General features: G+C 36.0%; 12 protein-coding genes and 1 pseudogene. 7 read left to right on the forward strand and 6 right to left on the reverse strand.

Going from position 1 to position 17156, the window contains the following annotated elements; genetic code table 11:
* Nucleotides 1-22 precede the first annotated feature (22 nt).
* The gene (gene secA, locus AC01GB_RS12415) at nt 23-2734 is read left to right on the forward strand and encodes a preprotein translocase subunit SecA (protein ID WP_474452052.1); all 2712 of its coding nucleotides are present in this window, start codon (nt 23-25) and stop codon (nt 2732-2734) included.
* A gap of 87 nt (nt 2735-2821) precedes the next feature.
* Entirely contained in the window at nt 2822-3223 is a 402-nt protein-coding gene (gene mutT, locus AC01GB_RS12420; RefSeq protein ID WP_474452053.1) for an 8-oxo-dGTP diphosphatase MutT, read from the forward strand.
* Nucleotides 3224-3328: 105 nt separating this feature from the next.
* Here mutT and yacG read toward each other — a convergent pair whose 3' ends face one another.
* The 6 genes and pseudogenes from yacG to ppdD form a co-directional block, all read right to left on the reverse strand.
* Entirely contained in the window at nt 3329-3541 is a 213-nt protein-coding gene (gene yacG, locus AC01GB_RS12425) for a DNA gyrase inhibitor YacG (RefSeq protein WP_474452054.1), read from the reverse strand.
* Between the two features lie 8 nt (nt 3542-3549).
* Nucleotides 3550-4302, reverse strand: a complete 753-nt coding sequence (gene zapD, locus AC01GB_RS12430) for a cell division protein ZapD (RefSeq protein WP_474452056.1) — start codon at nt 4300-4302, stop codon at nt 3550-3552.
* Complete coding sequence (coaE, locus tag AC01GB_RS12435; protein ID WP_474452057.1) at nt 4295-4918, reverse strand: dephospho-CoA kinase; 624 nt, start codon at nt 4916-4918, stop codon at nt 4295-4297. Before coaE ends, zapD begins: the two co-directional genes overlap by 8 nt.
* A gap of 123 nt (nt 4919-5041) precedes the next feature.
* Complete coding sequence (locus tag AC01GB_RS12440) at nt 5042-6229, reverse strand: type II secretion system F family protein (protein ID WP_474452059.1); 1188 nt, start codon at nt 6227-6229, stop codon at nt 5042-5044.
* Nucleotides 6226-7664: pseudogene (locus tag AC01GB_RS12445) on the reverse strand (ATPase, T2SS/T4P/T4SS family). Before AC01GB_RS12445 ends, AC01GB_RS12440 begins: the two are co-directional and overlap by 4 nt.
* Before the next feature lie 23 nt (nt 7665-7687).
* Nucleotides 7688-8104, reverse strand: a complete 417-nt coding sequence (gene ppdD / locus AC01GB_RS12450) for a prepilin peptidase-dependent pilin (RefSeq protein ID WP_474452060.1) — start codon at nt 8102-8104, stop codon at nt 7688-7690.
* A 488-nt stretch (nt 8105-8592) separates the two neighbouring features.
* Between ppdD and nadC the strand changes: the two genes are divergently transcribed.
* The 5 genes from nadC (at nt 8593) to lpdA (ending at nt 16855) form a co-directional block, all read left to right on the forward strand.
* On the forward strand, nt 8593-9486 hold the full coding sequence (gene nadC, locus AC01GB_RS12455) for a carboxylating nicotinate-nucleotide diphosphorylase (RefSeq protein WP_474452061.1): 894 nt from the start codon (nt 8593-8595) through the stop codon (nt 9484-9486).
* A 508-nt stretch (nt 9487-9994) separates the two neighbouring features.
* Complete coding sequence (pdhR, locus tag AC01GB_RS12460) at nt 9995-10765, forward strand: pyruvate dehydrogenase complex transcriptional repressor PdhR (protein WP_290606867.1); 771 nt, start codon at nt 9995-9997, stop codon at nt 10763-10765.
* 166 nt (nt 10766-10931) lie between these two features.
* Nucleotides 10932-13595 carry a pyruvate dehydrogenase (acetyl-transferring), homodimeric type gene (aceE, locus tag AC01GB_RS12465; RefSeq protein ID WP_474452062.1) on the forward strand — a complete coding sequence of 888 codons (2664 nt, stop codon included), beginning with the start codon at nt 10932-10934 and terminating at the stop codon, nt 13593-13595.
* Nucleotides 13596-13607: 12 nt separating this feature from the next.
* Nucleotides 13608-15227, forward strand: a complete 1620-nt coding sequence (gene aceF / locus AC01GB_RS12470) for a pyruvate dehydrogenase complex dihydrolipoyllysine-residue acetyltransferase (RefSeq protein WP_474452063.1) — start codon at nt 13608-13610, stop codon at nt 15225-15227.
* Nucleotides 15228-15430: 203 nt separating this feature from the next.
* Nucleotides 15431-16855 carry a dihydrolipoyl dehydrogenase gene (lpdA, locus tag AC01GB_RS12475; RefSeq protein ID WP_474452064.1) on the forward strand — a complete coding sequence of 475 codons (1425 nt, stop codon included), beginning with the start codon at nt 15431-15433 and terminating at the stop codon, nt 16853-16855.
* The last annotated feature ends 301 nt before the right edge of the window (nt 16856-17156 follow it).

Below are 17156 nucleotides of genomic sequence, written 5' to 3' on the forward strand. Positions count from 1 at the left end.
CCTTAATTGAGAAAAAATATTTATGTTAACTAAGTTACTAACAAAAATTTTTGGTAGTCGTAATGATTGTACTTTACGTCGTTTAGGTAAATTTGTTGATATTATTAATCAGTTAGAGCCTGAATTTGAAAAATTTTCCGACCAAGAACTTAAAGCCAAGACTGATGAATTTCGCCAGCGCCTTAAATCAGGTGCAACATTAGATGATTTAATCCCAGAGGCGTTTGCCTCCGTTCGCGAAGCCAGTAAACGGGTATTTAATATGCGGCATTTTGATGTTCAGTTGCTAGGGGGGATGGTACTCAATGAGCGCTGTATTGCAGAGATGCGTACTGGTGAAGGAAAGACATTAACATCTACATTACCTGCATATTTAAATGCTTTAACGGGTAAGGGTGTCCATATTGTTACTGTAAATGACTATTTAGCTAAGCGTGATGCAGAAAATAATCGGCTATTGTTTGAATTTCTTGGTATGACAGTCGGTATTAATTTACCCGGTATGCCTGCTACATTGAAGCGTGAAGCCTATGCCGCGGATATTACCTATGGGACTAATAATGAATATGGTTTTGATTATCTGCGTGACAACATGGCTTTTAGTCCGGAAGAGCGTGTGCAGCGTAAACTCCATTATGCATTAGTCGATGAGGTTGATTCTATTTTAATTGATGAAGCTCGTACCCCATTGATTATTTCAGGACCGGCAGAAGATAGTTCAGATCTATACAAAAAAGTGGATAAACTAATCCCTAATCTTAAGCAGCAAGAAAAAGAAGATTCAGACACTTTTCAAGGAGAAGGTCATTTTTCTGTTGATGAAAAATCACGTCAAGTTACATTGACAGAACGTGGATTAGAATTAATTGAGCAATTATTAGCGAAAGCGAATTTAATGGAAGAGGGTGAATCATTATATTCTCCAGCTAATATTATGCTTATGCACCATGTCATGGCTGCCCTACGTGCTCATGCACTTTTCAGTCGGGACGTAGATTATATTGTTAAAGACGGCCAGATTATTATTGTTGATGAACATACTGGACGGACAATGGAAGGACGCCGCTGGTCAGATGGATTGCATCAAGCCGTTGAGGCAAAAGAAGGTGTTGAAATACAAAATGAGAATCAAACATTGGCATCAATTACCTTCCAAAATTATTTTCGGCTATACGAAAAACTCGCCGGTATGACCGGTACTGCTGATACGGAAGCTTTCGAATTTAGATCTATTTATAAATTGGACACAATTGTTATTCCAACTAATCGTCCGATGATCCGTAATGATTTACCTGATTTAGTTTATATGACTGAAGCGGACAAATTTGCTGCCATTATTGATGATATTCGTGAATGTACTAGCCGAGGCCAACCGGTATTAGTAGGTACTATTTCAATCGAAAAATCAGAGCTAATTTCTCAGGAACTAACTAAAGCTAAAATTGAGCACAATGTTTTAAATGCTAAGTTCCATGCAATGGAAGCAGATATTATTGCTGAAGCCGGGCAGGCGGGTTCAGTGACTATTGCAACTAATATGGCGGGGCGAGGTACAGATATTGTATTAGGAGGCAACTGGCAAGCAGAAATCAATAAACTAGAGGACGCTAGTCAGGAGGAAATTGATAAAATCAAGACAGCATGGCAAGAGCGGCATGAAGCGGTAATTGCTGCTGGTGGTTTACATATCATTGGTACAGAACGCCATGAATCCCGTCGTATTGATAACCAATTACGTGGGCGTTCTGGACGCCAAGGTGATCCCGGATCATCCCGTTTTTATCTTTCAATGGAAGATGCTTTGATGCGTATCTTTGCCTCCGATCGAGTGGCAGGAATGATGCGTAAATTGGGTATGAAACCTGGTGAAGCGATTGAACATCCTTGGGTAACGAAAGGAATTGCTAATGCACAACGTAAGGTTGAAAGTCGTAATTTTGATATTCGAAAACAACTTTTGGAATATGATGATGTTGCTAACGATCAGCGTCGAGCTATCTATTCACAGCGCAATGATTTATTAGATGGTGGTGATGTTAGTGAAACGATTGACAGTATTCGTGAAGATATTATAACCGCAACTATTGATGCTTATATCCTTCCCCAATCTTTGGAAGAAATGTGGGATATTGATGGTTTACAAAAGCGATTAAGCAACGATTTTAGTTTAGAATTAGCTGTTCAAGAGTGGTTGGATAAAGAACCCGAATTACATGAAGAAACTTTGCGTGCACATATTCTAGAAAAAACGGTTGCAGCTTATAAGGAAAAAGAGACAATTGTAGGTAGTGCGATGATGCGTAATTTTGAGAAGGGCATCATGTTACAAACTCTTGATACATTATGGAAAGAGCATTTGGCTGCAATGGATTATTTGCGCCAGGGTATTCATTTACGAGGCTATGCACAAAGAGATCCAAAACAGGAATATAAGCGCGAGTCATTTGGTATGTTTGCCAATATGCTAGAAACTCTGAAATATGAAATAATTAGCACATTAAGCAAAGTAGAAGTTCGATTACCAGAGGAAGTAGCTATACTTGATCAGCAAAGACGTGAAGAGGCAGAACGTCTTATGAAAAAGCAGCACCTGAGTCATGAAATTGAAAATGAAGCATTGATGTCAAAAACAGAAGCTCAAATGGCGGCCTCAGGCCATAAAATTGGTCGCAATGAACCTTGTCCATGTGGCTCAGGTAAAAAATATAAGCATTGTCATGGTAGCTTAGGTTAAAGCTCAGTTGCTAAAACAATTAAAAACAGGAGCGGAAAATATATCCGCTCTTTTACTGTAAATTTCAAAAGTAATTAAATTATTTTTATGGAAAAAAAACAATTACATATTGCTGTTGGTATTATTAGAAATACGAAACAAGAAATTTTTATTACCCAACGGGCAGCTAATTCACATATGGGCGGTTTTTGGGAATTTCCTGGTGGTAAATTAGAAATAGGCGAAACACCAGTAGAAGCATTGTTGCGTGAACTTAAAGAAGAAATTGGGATAGATGTTATTAACAGTCAATTGTTGCAGGTTGTTGAACATGAATTTCCAGATCGTAGAATAACATTACATTTTTTTCTGGTAGAGCAGTGGGATTGCCAGCCTTATGGAAAAGAAGACCAATCTTCACGTTGGCTTTTGCAAAAATCGCTGGTAGCCGAAGAATTTCCACCTGCCAACCGAGTAATTGTTGATATGCTAATCAACAACGTGATTTGAGTTGCCTCTCCCATAAATAAGTTAATATAACTAAGTTTTTGAAATTATCTTACTAAGGGTTATATAATGGTACAGGCAAGATTTATAGCATTTTTGACTTTAGGCTTATTTTTTAATGTCATGATCATCGGATATTTCACTCCAATCATCTATTTCGGAAACATTTCGTTGACTTGAAATCCTTTTTTCCTCACCAACCCATTCACCAAGATCGATTAATCGACATCGTTTGCTACAAAAAGGACGATAAGGGCTACTCTCTTGCCAAATAACAATTTTATGGCAAGTCGGACATTTTACCGTGAGCTTATCTGGCATAATGACTCCTAACAACAGGCTAATTTAAATGGTAATTCATCAGGTACAATACCATTTTCACTGCCTTCATGTAAGAATCGGATAGCAAAACGTGTTTTATGTCCAGAAATCTGAGGATATAGAGATAGATTTATCGGTAACTTTATTCGGATCAGATCCGCATTTTCTACACTACCTTGATAGAAACCATTATAACTTTTTTGACTGGTGAATGTATTAGACTTGCGGATCAAATTTAATAGCATATTTAAAGCGGAACGTAACGGAAGGATGCCGTCAATCCAAAAGTTAATTCTAGTTTCTATTTCTTTTTTAGGCGTATTTAACCATAAATGTAAGGCTGGTAAATCAAAACTACAACAACCTCCGGGTATACTTAACCGCTGGCGAGCAATACTAATAACTTTATCTCCCCGTAAGTGTTGACCAATGCGTGGTGGTTCTCTTAATGAAGTGAGATTTTCTTGCAGTTCTTTTAGAAGATTTTTAATCAAAGTTTTATCTGCATGGGGATCACTGCACCATTGATTAAGTTTGTTTTTTTGTTTATCTAATTCTTTAATAATGTCTGCACGTATATCGCTGCGATCTAATACTTCGATTAATTCAGAAACGGCACGAAAAAAAGCTAACCCACTAGCTAATGAGTTGATGTTTTTCAAGTCAATGAGTTGCTGAAGCAAACATTCCATGCGCAGCCAAGAGCGAATTTTCTCATTTAATGGATGTTCATAAATAATGGAAGAAATAGTATTACTCATTGTGTGTTTCCTGAGAAGCATTCATAGCTAATTGCAAATATTTCTGATGTAATTTCGCTAAAGTTTCATCAAGTCTTAAGTTATTATCGTGATTATTAATTATATCATCAGCTTTTTCTAAACGCCTTGTTCGGCTAACTTGGTTAGATAAAATATTTTTTGCTTCTTGTTGGTTAATTCTATCACGTTTCATTATACGAGCTATTTGTTCTTTAGGTGTTACGTCAATGACTAGCACGCGGTTGGCAAGGTGCTCTAGATTATTTTCAATTAACAACGGGACAACCCAAACTACATAAGGGGAATTAACTAAAGTTAGTTGGCGTTGGGTTTCTTGATGTATTAATGGATGAAGCAAATTATTTAACCAATTTTTTTCTCTTGGATCGCTAAATATTTTTTTTCTTAACTTGTCGCGATTTAAAGAGCAATCGTTATTGAGAATAGTTGAACCAAAATGTTGTTTTATCATGTTAAAAGCATAAGTATTAGGCATAACTATTTGTCTTGAAATGATGTCTGCATCAACAATTGGTACCCCTAAGGATGTAAATTTATCTGAAACGGTACTTTTGCCGCTTCCTATCCCGCCTGTGAGAGCAACAATATAGCTCATGCATCCTCTCTTTCAGTAAATTTAAATGGTAAATTCCAGGCAAAGGTCTGATAATTTTTTTTATGTTTATTATAACGGGTTTTAACATAATAATATTTTTTATTTTATTGTTACATTGATTACTTAATAAGTAATATTACCTAAATTAAAAACCGGCAAATGCATAGTGAATAATAATCCAGTAATTACAACTACGAGTAATAGTATTAGCATTGGTTCAATTAATTTTATATTTTTATTAACATAGTTTATTAGGTTATCTTGATACCAATTAGCTAGTTTTTCTAAAAATAATACTAAATTGCCAGATAATTCTCCGGCTGTAATAAATTGCAAGCATAGATATGGGAATAGTTTTTCTCTTTTTATAATGTCGCTAAAAGAAATACCTCGTTGAATTTTTTGATATATAGAATGGATGGCATCATGATAAACGGGATGTTTTAGTGTTTTTAATACACATTCGAATCCTTCTAATAATGTTAATCCTAATTTTTGGGTAATATGTAATGTTTGAAAAAAATAGTAAAGTTGTTGCCAACCAATAAGCTTATTGAGTAATGGCAAATGTAAGATAACCTTTTGTTCTTGTTTAATTAAATTTGGCGTATGTTTTCTATATGTAAAATATCCTAAACAAATGCAAGCTAAGGTAACAACGATATATAGAGCATTGTCAGCAATTTTATCAGAAATGGTAATAAGTAACCTAGTCGCTATTGGAAATTGAGCATCAAATGTTTGATATATTGCTTTAAATTCAGGTAAAACGAAAAATAACATTAGCGAAACCACGACTGAAGCGATAATTAAAATAATGCATGGATATTGTAGTGCTTTAGCTATTTTTTTTAATATTTGTTGTTGAAGTTGTTGGTAAATAAGTTGGCAATTTTTTTCCAGGTTATTGGTTTGTTCTCCAATTTCTACTAATTGATAAATTATTTCTCGAAAAAGTTTAGGATAATGTTTTAATGCCGAAGAGAATGCTTCCCCTTGATTAATACGTTTAATGATTTCTGTTAATATACATTTCCAAACGGACATATTACATTCTTTTTGAATAATGTTTAGACTTTGAATTAAAGAAATATTGGATTTAAGTAATACACTAAGTTGATACATAAAATGCAAGCGATAGCTAAGAATTTTTGTGGTATATAGAGCAATTTCTCTGATTTTAATTGAAATAGGTATTAAATTTCTTCTAAGAATATATTTAAAAACCTCTTGGTTAGAATGAGATATTTTATAATTTTCTATTAATATTCCCTGAGCATTAATTGCTCGATATATATAGATAAAATTCACTGAATTATCTCTTGTTCTGTTACTTCATACAATTCTTTTAGTGTTGTTATGCCGCCTTTGACTAGAAGTAATCCAGAAGCAAATAAACTAACGAAAGGTATTTTTTCTGTTTTTATTGGTAGCTGATAAAATTGCGTAGCAAGAGTTTCTTCCTTAAGTTCTAAAAAATCATAAATTGCGGTTCGACCTAAATATCCACCGAAACAATGGTCACATCCAACCGCCCGCCAGGTTGTAATTACAGTTTCAATATTATCATATTGAATAGTAAAAGGATTTTCATCATGACGTTTATAGCTAGGACATAGTTTTCTAACCAGTCTCTGAGCAATAATTAATTTCACACAAGAATTTATCAAATGTGGTGATATGCTTAAATTTTCTAGTCGTTCTAGTGTACTTTTCGTTGAATTTGTATGGAGGGTTGATAATACTAAATGGCCGGTTTGGGCAGCTTTTATAGCAATTTCGGCTGTTTTTTGATCGCGGATTTCGCCTACCATAATAATATTAGGATCTTGGAGAAGTAATGCTCTTAAGATGGCTGAAAAATCTAATCCTATTTTTTCGCTTACAGTTATTTGATTAATCCCTTTTATTGGTATCTCTACTGGATCCTCAATCGTTGAAATATTTAATTCACTGTGATTAAGATATTTAAGACAGCTATAAAGCGTTACTGTTTTACCACTTCCAGTTGGCCCAGAGACAAGAATCATTCCTTGTGGCAGAGAAGGTTTTTGTTTTAAAATGACAAGAAAATTATTTTTTATACCTAGTTGTTCTAAAGAATAATGGTTTTTAGTATTTAATATCCTTAAACTATTTTTTCACCATAAAGTGTTGGTAATGTTGAAATGCGAATAGCATAGTGGATATCACGGCTGATCCATTCAAGTTGCCCATCTTGAGGCAAGCGCTTTTCTGCAATATTTAATTTTGCCAATATTTTTAATCGGGCAAATATTTCTGCACAATTTTCGACTGGCGGCGAAGGAACATAAAATAATTTACCATCAACTCTGATTCGAATTTTGGTACCGGTCTTAAATGCCTCAATATGAATGTCTGATGCCCGTTTTTCAATAGCAGATCCAATAAGATAATCGACATAATTTACTGCTGGTGAATTAGGTTTTTCTTCATTGTTAATTGAAGGATCATAACGTATAGGTTCTTCTTGTATTTCAACTTCATGATTACAGCGATTAAAATAATGCTCAATTTTTTCTTTTGGCCAGATATCATAACAAACAGGAACACTAGAAATAAAACGTAATGCTTTTAACAATTCGTCATTAGGTTTTCTATAATTCGCAATGGAAAGTTTTTTTGAATTGAACTCGATCATTACAATATCATGACGATAACAAAGTTCTTTTAATTCATCTTCGATAACATTAAAGTCTTTGGGAATAGCTGTTATGAAAGTCATAATAGAATCCTATTATTTAGAATTTAAAGGTGTCTGCACAATGTTTTTTTAATCCGGAATCTGTACTCATAAGAAACTTTCCAGCTCACTGGATTATCTGTTGTAGATAATGTCGGTTCTAATGTTATTGTTAAATCTTTCAGTGATTTTGTACCAACAACTTTAATTATTCCATCTTTCACATCGATATTACTGACATATTTTCCTGTCTTACTTGTCGGAATTGAAGATATGCCATTGTGGCAACCTGTAAAATACCCATTTTCAAATCCACACAGCTCGGTATGCATTTTATAAGGAACAATAAATTGCAACATGTCAGTCAGAGATGCTTTTTGCATATAACTTTTGTAGCTTGGAATACTAATTGCACTAAGAACAGCAATAATTGCAATTGCAACCATTATTTCCATTAGAGATAATCCTTGTTGTTTCATCATATTTTCCATTATCGATTGAAGATAAAATGATGATGCACAATGGTAAAAAAATAACAATGAGAAAATAAAATATTAGAATATTGTTCTAAATATTATTTTTTATATTGAAAATAAAAAAATAAATTCGAGCAATTTCACAAATAATTAATTTGGCTGTTTTTTATTGAAATAAATTTTTTAATATTAGTCATCATTTGTAAGTTTGCTGACAGTAAAAATAAATAACTATTTATAATAGCTCATTGGAAATGTATACATTTGTCATATCTTTCATGAAATGTATTATTTATTCGGTTTTAAGATAAAGAATTTTTATTATAGTAAGTCTCCACATTAATTATGCAGAAAAAATCTCTATTTAGATTTTATAGGTTGTAGTAACGTGTTGGATTGATGTAAGTTAATGAAAGAATTACTAGAGATATTTATGCAATACAGTGGAGTAAAAGTTTAAAATAATTTATTACTGTAAATATTAAGGAGTTGTAATGGTGTGTATCACTCATGATGTTGAGCGACGTAAGGAACAATTATTAGAACGTTTACATCAAGATATTCCAGCTAATGTTACTTTCGCATTACAGGAGGATTTAGGTGGAAATATAAATATAGACAGTGATATTAGTGGACAATTGCTGACAAAAAATCAGTTGGCTATTGCTAAAATAATTACCCGGGAAGATGGTATATTTTGTGGAATGCGTTGGGTAGAGCAGATATTTCAGCAACTTGATCAATCTGTTCAGCTTAAATGGCAGGTCCGTGATGGCGACAAAATTAAATCTGGCCAGATTCTTTCTACTATCGAAGGTGATGCTCATATACTGTTGCTTGCTGAAAGGGTTGCACTTAATTTTCTACAAACTTTATCTGGTGTTGCTACCAAAACAGCTCATTATGTTGACATATTACAAGGCACAGAAGTAAAGTTATTAGATACGCGTAAGACCATTCCTGGTTTAAGGAGCGCGCTAAAATATGCAGTACTTTGTGGAGGTGGTTTTAATCACAGGCTAGGGTTATTTGATGCTTATTTAATTAAAGAAAACCATATCATTGCAGCAGGGAATATTACTTCAGCAATTAAGAAAGCGCGTTTAGCGCATACAAATGTTCCTATCGAGGTTGAAGTTGAAAATATAAATGAATTGATTGAAGCAATTGAAGCAAAAGCAGATATTGTTATGTTAGATAATTTTACTATCTCTATGATGCAAGAAGCCGTAATGATTGCTCAGGGAAAAGTAGCTCTCGAAGTATCGGGCAATATTACACTTAAAACATTAAAAGAGTATGCAAAGACAGGGGTAGATTATATTTCTGTTGGTCCATTAACTAAAAATATTACAGCAATAGATCTTTCTATGAGATTTCATGAATAGTTGAATAATATTACTAAATATTCTAACTGTTTATGAAATCAATATATTGATATAAAAGAAACTTTATTAATTAAATTTTTTTAATTATTTTAGCTATTTTAAAAAATTAAGGATATTTTTAATATCAATTCTATCAATCGTTTTCACTGAAAACCATTAATGTTATTTATAACAAAATTGTTATGTTCCTAACTGCTGGATTGAATATTAATTCGTTTATATTGATTAATAATTTAATTAAAGGCAAATAGTAACGTGTCAGTTGATTAATTATATGTATACAAAAATTAACATCGTTGCTAAAAAAAAAATTAAAATTATCATTTTTTTTAATTTTTAAAAATCCTTATCAAAAAACGCGACTTTCTTAAGGTTAAATATAAGCTCTTATGGACAGTTGGTGAATACTTTGTTACTTTATGTACATCTAGGATAAATTGGTATTACCAATTGACTTTGGTAGTGTTAAATAAGTATTTACGCAGAATATAAGTGGCCTATTGTAAATATGGTTTATAGCAAAATTCGCCAACCTAAATTATCTGATGTTATTGAACAGCGCCTTGAGCATTTAATCCTTGAAGGAATATTGCGCCCCGGAGAAAAATTGCTACCTGAACGTGAGTTGGCTAAGCAATTTGATGTTTCTCGTCCCTCTTTGCGTGAGGCGATTCAGAGGCTTGAAGCAAAAGGTTTTCTTCTTCGCCGACAAGGAGGGGGGACGTTCGTCCAAACAAATCTATGGCAAAGCTTTAGTGATCCGCTTACCCAGTTATTATCTGGGCATATGGAATCACAATTTGATCTTTTAGAAACACGTCACGCACTTGAAGGTATTGCTGCTTATTATGCTGCTTTAAGAGGAACCGATGAGGATCTGGCTCGAATTAAGATCAGTCATTTACAAATTCAGGATATTGAAGAGCGTGGGGATGTTAATGCTGAAGTTGAGGCTGTTTTGCAATATCAGCTGGTTGTTACCGAAGCGGCTCATAATGTGGTATTACTTCATATACTTCGTTGTATGGTTCCATTGTTAGAGCAGAATATTAGACAAAATTTTGAGTGCTTATATACCCGTAAAGAAATGCACGCAGCAGTAAGTAAACATAGAACTCAAATTTTTGAAGCTATTATCGCACGTGAACCTGAAAAAGCACAGGAAGCTTCACATCGTCATTTAGCATTTATTGAGGAGATTTTGCTGGACATCAGTCGTGAGCATACACGTCGCGAGCGTTCTTTACGTCGAATACAACAATATCAAAATTTAATTTAGTAGTGCAGATTTTTTTGTTGCTGCGTCTGCATTACCGCTCTGATTTATTAGAGACAAAGTTGCGGCAATAGTGACTATCTTTTGTTCTTCTTTCTGGTTTAATAAATATGTTCAAAAGATGGCTCAGTAACTACATTAGAAACAGATAATAGATAAGGAATAGACCATGTCAGATATGTCGAAGAATGACGTGGATCCGATCGAAACTCGCGACTGGTTACAGGCGATCGAATCGGTCATCCGTGAAGAAGGTGTTGATCGTGCTCAGTATCTTATTGATCAAGTATTACAACAAGCACGCAAGGGCGGCGTTAATATCGCAACTGGTTCTGGAAACTGTGATTATATCAACACTATTTCCGTAGAGGATGAGCCTGATTATCCAGGCAACATGGATTTAGAGCGTCGTATTCGCTCTGCGATTCGTTGGAATGCTGTAATGGCAGTTTTACGAGCTTCTAAAAAAGATCTGGAGTTAGGTGGTCATATGGCATCTTTCCAGTCTTCTGCAGCTTTATATGAAGTCTGTTTTAATCACTTCTTCCAGGCAAAAAACAATAAAAATGGTGGAGATTTAGTTTATTTCCAAGGACATATTTCGCCTGGTATTTATGCACGCGCATTTTTGGAAGGTCGTCTCACTGAAGAGCAAATGGACAATTTCCGGCAAGAAATTGGTGGCAAAGGTCTTTCCTCTTATCCTCATCCTAAATTGATGCCTGAATTTTGGCAATTTCCTACGGTGTCGATGGGATTAGGTCCAATAGGTGCTATTTATCAAGCAAAATTCTTAAAATACTTACAACACCGAGGTTTAAAGGATACCGCAGATCAGACAGTTTATGCTTTCCTTGGTGACGGTGAAATGGATGAACCTGAATCTAAAGGTTCTATCACGATTGCGACTCGTGAAAAGTTAGATAACCTGGTTTTTGTGATCAACTGTAACTTACAACGCCTTGATGGGCCAGTTACTGGTAATGGTAAGATTGTTAATGAATTAGAAGGTATCTTTAGCGGTGCTGGATGGCAGGTCATTAAAGTCCTGTGGGGTGGCCTATGGGATGAATTATTGCGTAAGGATACTTCAGGTAAACTAATTCAGTTGATGAATGAAACTTTGGATGGTGATTATCAAACATTTAAGTCTAAAGATGGCGCTTATGTTCGTGAACACTTCTTCAATCGTTACCCTGAGACAAGTGCACTAGTCAAGGATATGACCGATGATGAAATCTGGTCGTTAAACCGTGGTGGTCATGATCCGAAAAAAGTTTATGCCGCTTTTAAAAAAGCGCAAGACACTAAAGGCAAGCCAACAGTCATTTTAGCCCAAACAGTTAAAGGCTACGGCATGGGCGATACTGCTGAAGGTAAAAATATTGCCCACCAGGTGAAAAAAATGAACCTGGAAGGGGTTCGTTATTTCCGTGATCGCTTTAATGTGCCGGTAGCGGATGCTCAAGTAGAAAAATTACCTTTTATTACTTTTAAAGAAGATTCAGCTGAATATCAATATCTGCATGAGCGTCGTCAGGCATTAGGTGGATATTTACCTGCACGAAATCCTACATTTGATGAAAAATTGGATATTCCTAGCCTAGAAGATTTTGGCCAATTATTAGCAGAGCAAAATAAAGAGATCTCTACTACGATCGCATTTGTACGTGCTTTGAATGTAATGTTAAAAAATAACTCAATTAAAGATCGTCTAGTGCCAATTATTGCTGATGAAGCGCGTACTTTTGGTATGGAAGGTTTATTCCGTCAAATTGGGATCTATAGTCCAAATGGACAACAGTACACCCCTCAAGATCGTGAACAAGTTGCTTACTACAAAGAAGACGAAAAAGGTCAAATTCTTCAAGAAGGTATCAATGAATTGGGTGCCGGCGCTTCTTGGTTAGCTGCTGCTACATCGTATAGCACAAATAATCTGCCGATGATCCCATTTTATATTTATTACTCCATGTTCGGCTTTCAGCGTATTGGTGATCTGTTATGGGCAGCTGGAGACCAGCAAGCGTGTGGCTTCCTAATTGGTGGAACCTCAGGACGTACCACATTGAATGGTGAAGGCTTGCAACATGAAGATGGCCATAGCCATATCCAGTCACTAACCATACCTAACTGTATCTCTTATGATCCAGCTTATGCTTATGAAGTTGCTGTTATTATGCATGATGGTTTAGTTCGTATGTATGGTGAGAAACAAGAAAAAGTTTACTACTATATTACTACCTTGAACGAAAATTATCATATGCCAGCGATGCCTACTGGTGTTGAGGAAGGTATTCGTAAAGGTATCTATAAACTGGAGTCACTAAAAGGCGAAAAAGGAAAAATTCAATTGTTGGGATCGGGTTCAATGATGCGTCATGTTCGCGAAGCTGCAAAAATTTTGTCTAGTGAGTATGGTATTGCTTCCGATGTTTATAGTGTAACGTCATTTACCGAATTAGCTCGTGAAGGACAGGATTGTGAGCGTTGGAATATGTTACATCCATCTGATAAACCTCGTGTTCCTTATGTTGCTCAAAGCATGAATGATGCTCCTGCAGTTGCATCAACAGATTATATGAAATTATTTGCAGAACAAATTCGTTCCTACATTCCTGCAAGTGATTATCGTGTTTTGGGTACTGATGGTTTTGGTCGTTCAGATAGCCGTGAAAACCTCCGTCATCATTTTGAGGTTGATACTTCCTATGTGGTAGTAGCAGCGTTGGGTGAATTAGCGAAACGTGGTGAAATGGATGTAAAATTGGTGAATGAAGCCATCAAAAAATACAACATCAACTCAGAAAAAATTAACCCGCGTTTGGCATAAGAGGTAAAATCAATGTCTATTGAAATTAACGTTCCTAATATTGGTGCAGATGAAGTTGAAGTTACCGAAATTATGGTAAAAGTGGGCGACAAAATTGATGTTGAGCAGTCGTTAATTACCGTAGAAGGTGAAAAGGCGTCAATGCAAGTTCCGTCACCACAGGCTGGAGTTGTGAAAGAAATTAAAGTCGCAGTTGGTGACAAAGTCGCAACCGGTAAGTTGATTATGGTTTTTGATACAGCGGAGAAAGTAACAGAAGCTAGCGCTAAAACAACCTCTGATGCAAAAACGGATAAAGCAGATAGCAAAGATGTGGGTCAAGCAAAAAGTGAATTAACGGAAGTTATTGTACCGGATATTGGTAATGATGAAGTTGAAGTTACGGATATAATGGTTAACGTTGGTGATAAAATCTCCGTTGAGCAATCGCTAATTACTGTAGAAGGTGAAAAGGCATCGATGGAAGTGCCAGCGCCTTTTGCCGGCGAAGTTAAAGAGATCAAAATTGCTAAAGGCGATAAAGTTAAAACCGGTTCACTAATTATGATTTTTGCGGTTGATGCCACCGCAGCTTCGCCAGCTGCCAGTGCGGAAACTAGCAGCGCTGAAATAGCGAAAAAATCAGAGGCCTCGCCTTCTGAACCCCATCAAGTCTCATCTACAGCACAGGCAAGTAATGTTTCTGAGACTAAAAATGAATTTATTGAAAATGATGCGTATGTGCATGCAACACCGCTTATTCGCCGTTTAGCGCGTGAATTTGGTGTTAATTTGGATAAGGTAAACGGAACAGGGCGTAAAGGTCGCATTCTGCGTGAGGACGTTCAGACTTATGTCAAAGAGGCGGTAAAACGTTCTGAAGCTGGAGCGACTACTGCGGGTGGTTTGCCAGGCATGCTACCATGGCCAAAAGTTGATTTTAGTAAATTTGGTGAAGTTGAAGAAGTTGAACTTGGCCGCATTCAAAAGATATCTAGCGCTAATTTGAGTCGTAACTGGGTAATGATCCCGCATGTGACTGTCATGGAAGATGCTGATATTACCGAAGTAGAAGCTTTTCGTAAGCAGCAAAATAAAGAGATGGAAAAGTTGCAAACGGGAGTAAAAATTACACCATTAGTTTTTGTCATGAAAGCGGTTGCTCGAGCATTAGAAGAAATGCCTCGTTTCAATAGTTCAATTTCTGCCGATGCTCAGCGATTAATATTGAAAAAATATGTTCATATTGGTATCGCCGTTGATACCCCAAATGGTTTGGTTGTGCCTGTTATTCGCGATGTTAATAAGAAAGGTATTATCGAGCTTTCCAAAGAATTGATGGAAGTATCGAAGAAAGCACATGCCGGCAAGTTGACCGCGTCTGATATGCAAGGTGGCAGCTTTACTATTTCTAGCTTAGGCGGTATCGGTACAACGAGTTTTACACCAATTATTAATGCGCCAGAAGTGGCTATTATGGGGCTATCTCGCTCATCAATGAAGCCAGTATGGAATGGCAGTGAATTTATTTCACGTCTGGTATTACCTATGTCACTCTCCTTTGATCATCGTGTCATCGATGGTGCAGACGGCGCTCGTTTTGTCACTCGTATTGAACAGTTAATGAGTGATATTCGCCGTTTGGTTATGTAATTTATAGACCGACTGAATGTCGGTCTGTTTTATTATTAGTAATTACAGAATTTTTTCTAATTCGTCCTATAGGTTGAGAGTTATGTCACGTTAGAGCACTTTCAAGGATGTTAACAATTCTGTAAACTGCCTATAGTACACACGTCTCGGTGGTTATAAATTTTTTCGTCTGACCCGCCGGACAATAAAAGTAAGAGGTCATGATGAGTACTGCAATTAAAACCCAAGTAGTGGTTCTAGGAGCGGGACCTGCGGGCTATTCAGCAGCTTTTCGCTGTGCAAATCTTGGTTTAGAAACGGTTTTAGTCGAGCGTTATGAGACATTAGGCGGCGTTTGCCTTAATGTCGGTTGTATTCCTTCCAAAGCATTATTGCATGTTGCAAAAGTTATTGAAGAAGCAAAGGCATTGGCGGCACATGGGATCGTATTTGGCGAACCGAAAACAGATATTGATAAAGTTCGGCTGTGGAAAGAAAAGGTTATTGGCCAATTAACAACTGGTTTGGCCGGGATGGCAAAAGGTCGTAAAGTTAAAGTTGTTAATGGATTAGGTAAATTTACCGGTGCTAATACATTGGTTGTTGAAGGTAAAAAAGAAACAACAACCATAAACTTTGACAATGCTATTATTGCTGCAGGTTCACGTCCGATCCAGCTTCCATTTGTTCCTCATGGCGACCTGCGAGTATGGGATTCTACTGATGCTTTGCAACTAACAAAAGTACCCAAGCGTATGTTAGTGATGGGCGGCGGTATAATCGGTTTAGAAATGGGTACTGTTTATCATGCATTAGGATCGGAAATTGATGTGGTTGAAATGTTCGATCAGGTTATTCCTGCAGCAGATAAGGACATTGTTAAGCTTTTTACTAAACAGATAAGTAAGAAGTTTAATTTAATGCTCGAGACGAAAGTGACTGCGGTGGAAGCCAAAAAAGATGGTATCTATGTAACGATGGAAGGCAAGAAGGCACCGGCCAAACCACAATGTTATGATGCTGTTTTAGTGGCAATTGGTCGTGTACCGAATGGCAAATTAATTGATGCGGGTAAAGCTGGAGTAGAAGTGGATGAGCGAGGTTTTATCCACACAGATAAACAAATGCGTACCAATGTGCCCCATATTTATGCGATTGGTGACATTGTCGGTCAGCCAATGCTGGCTCATAAAGGTGTTCATGAAGGCCATGTGGCGGCTGAAGTGATTTCTGGTTTGAAACACTATTTTGATCCAAAAGTCATTCCTTCAATTGCTTATACTGAGCCTGAAGTTGCTTGGGTTGGTTTGACGGAAAAAGAAGCTAAAGAAAAAGGTATCAGTTATGAAGTAGCCACTTTCCCATGGGCTGCTTCTGGTCGTGCTATTGCATCTGATTGTTCAGAGGGTATGACTAAGCTTATTTTTGATAAGGAAACCCACCACGTTATTGGCGGGGCGGTTGTCGGTGTTAATGGTGGAGAATTACTAGGTGAAATTGGCTTAGCAATTGAAATGGGGTGTGATGCAGAAGACATTGTATTGACTATTCATGCTCACCCGACATTATACGAGTCAATCGGTATGGCAGCTGAAGTATTTGAAGGAAGTATTACTGATTTGCCTAATCCAAAAGCAAAGAAAAAGTAATTTATTTTATTTTCGTAAAATAAATTTGTTTTAAGCATTATTCGACTTGTTACTAGCTCCTTTATTTGATTTAAATAAAGGAGCTATTTTTTGCTTGAAGAGTAAGAAAAATATTTTATTCAATCGAAATGTTTATTATTCAATAAAATTAAATAGTTATTGCAATTTTTTATAAAAAACAAACCATTTTTGCTACCAATGGGTAAAATTTTTACCTACAATAGGAATACATGAGATCAAAAAACCGCAGCAATATTTATTGACTCTGATGAATGTAGGAGGTATGTAAATAAATTAACAG

This window comes from Candidatus Arsenophonus phytopathogenicus, assembly GCF_056113345.1.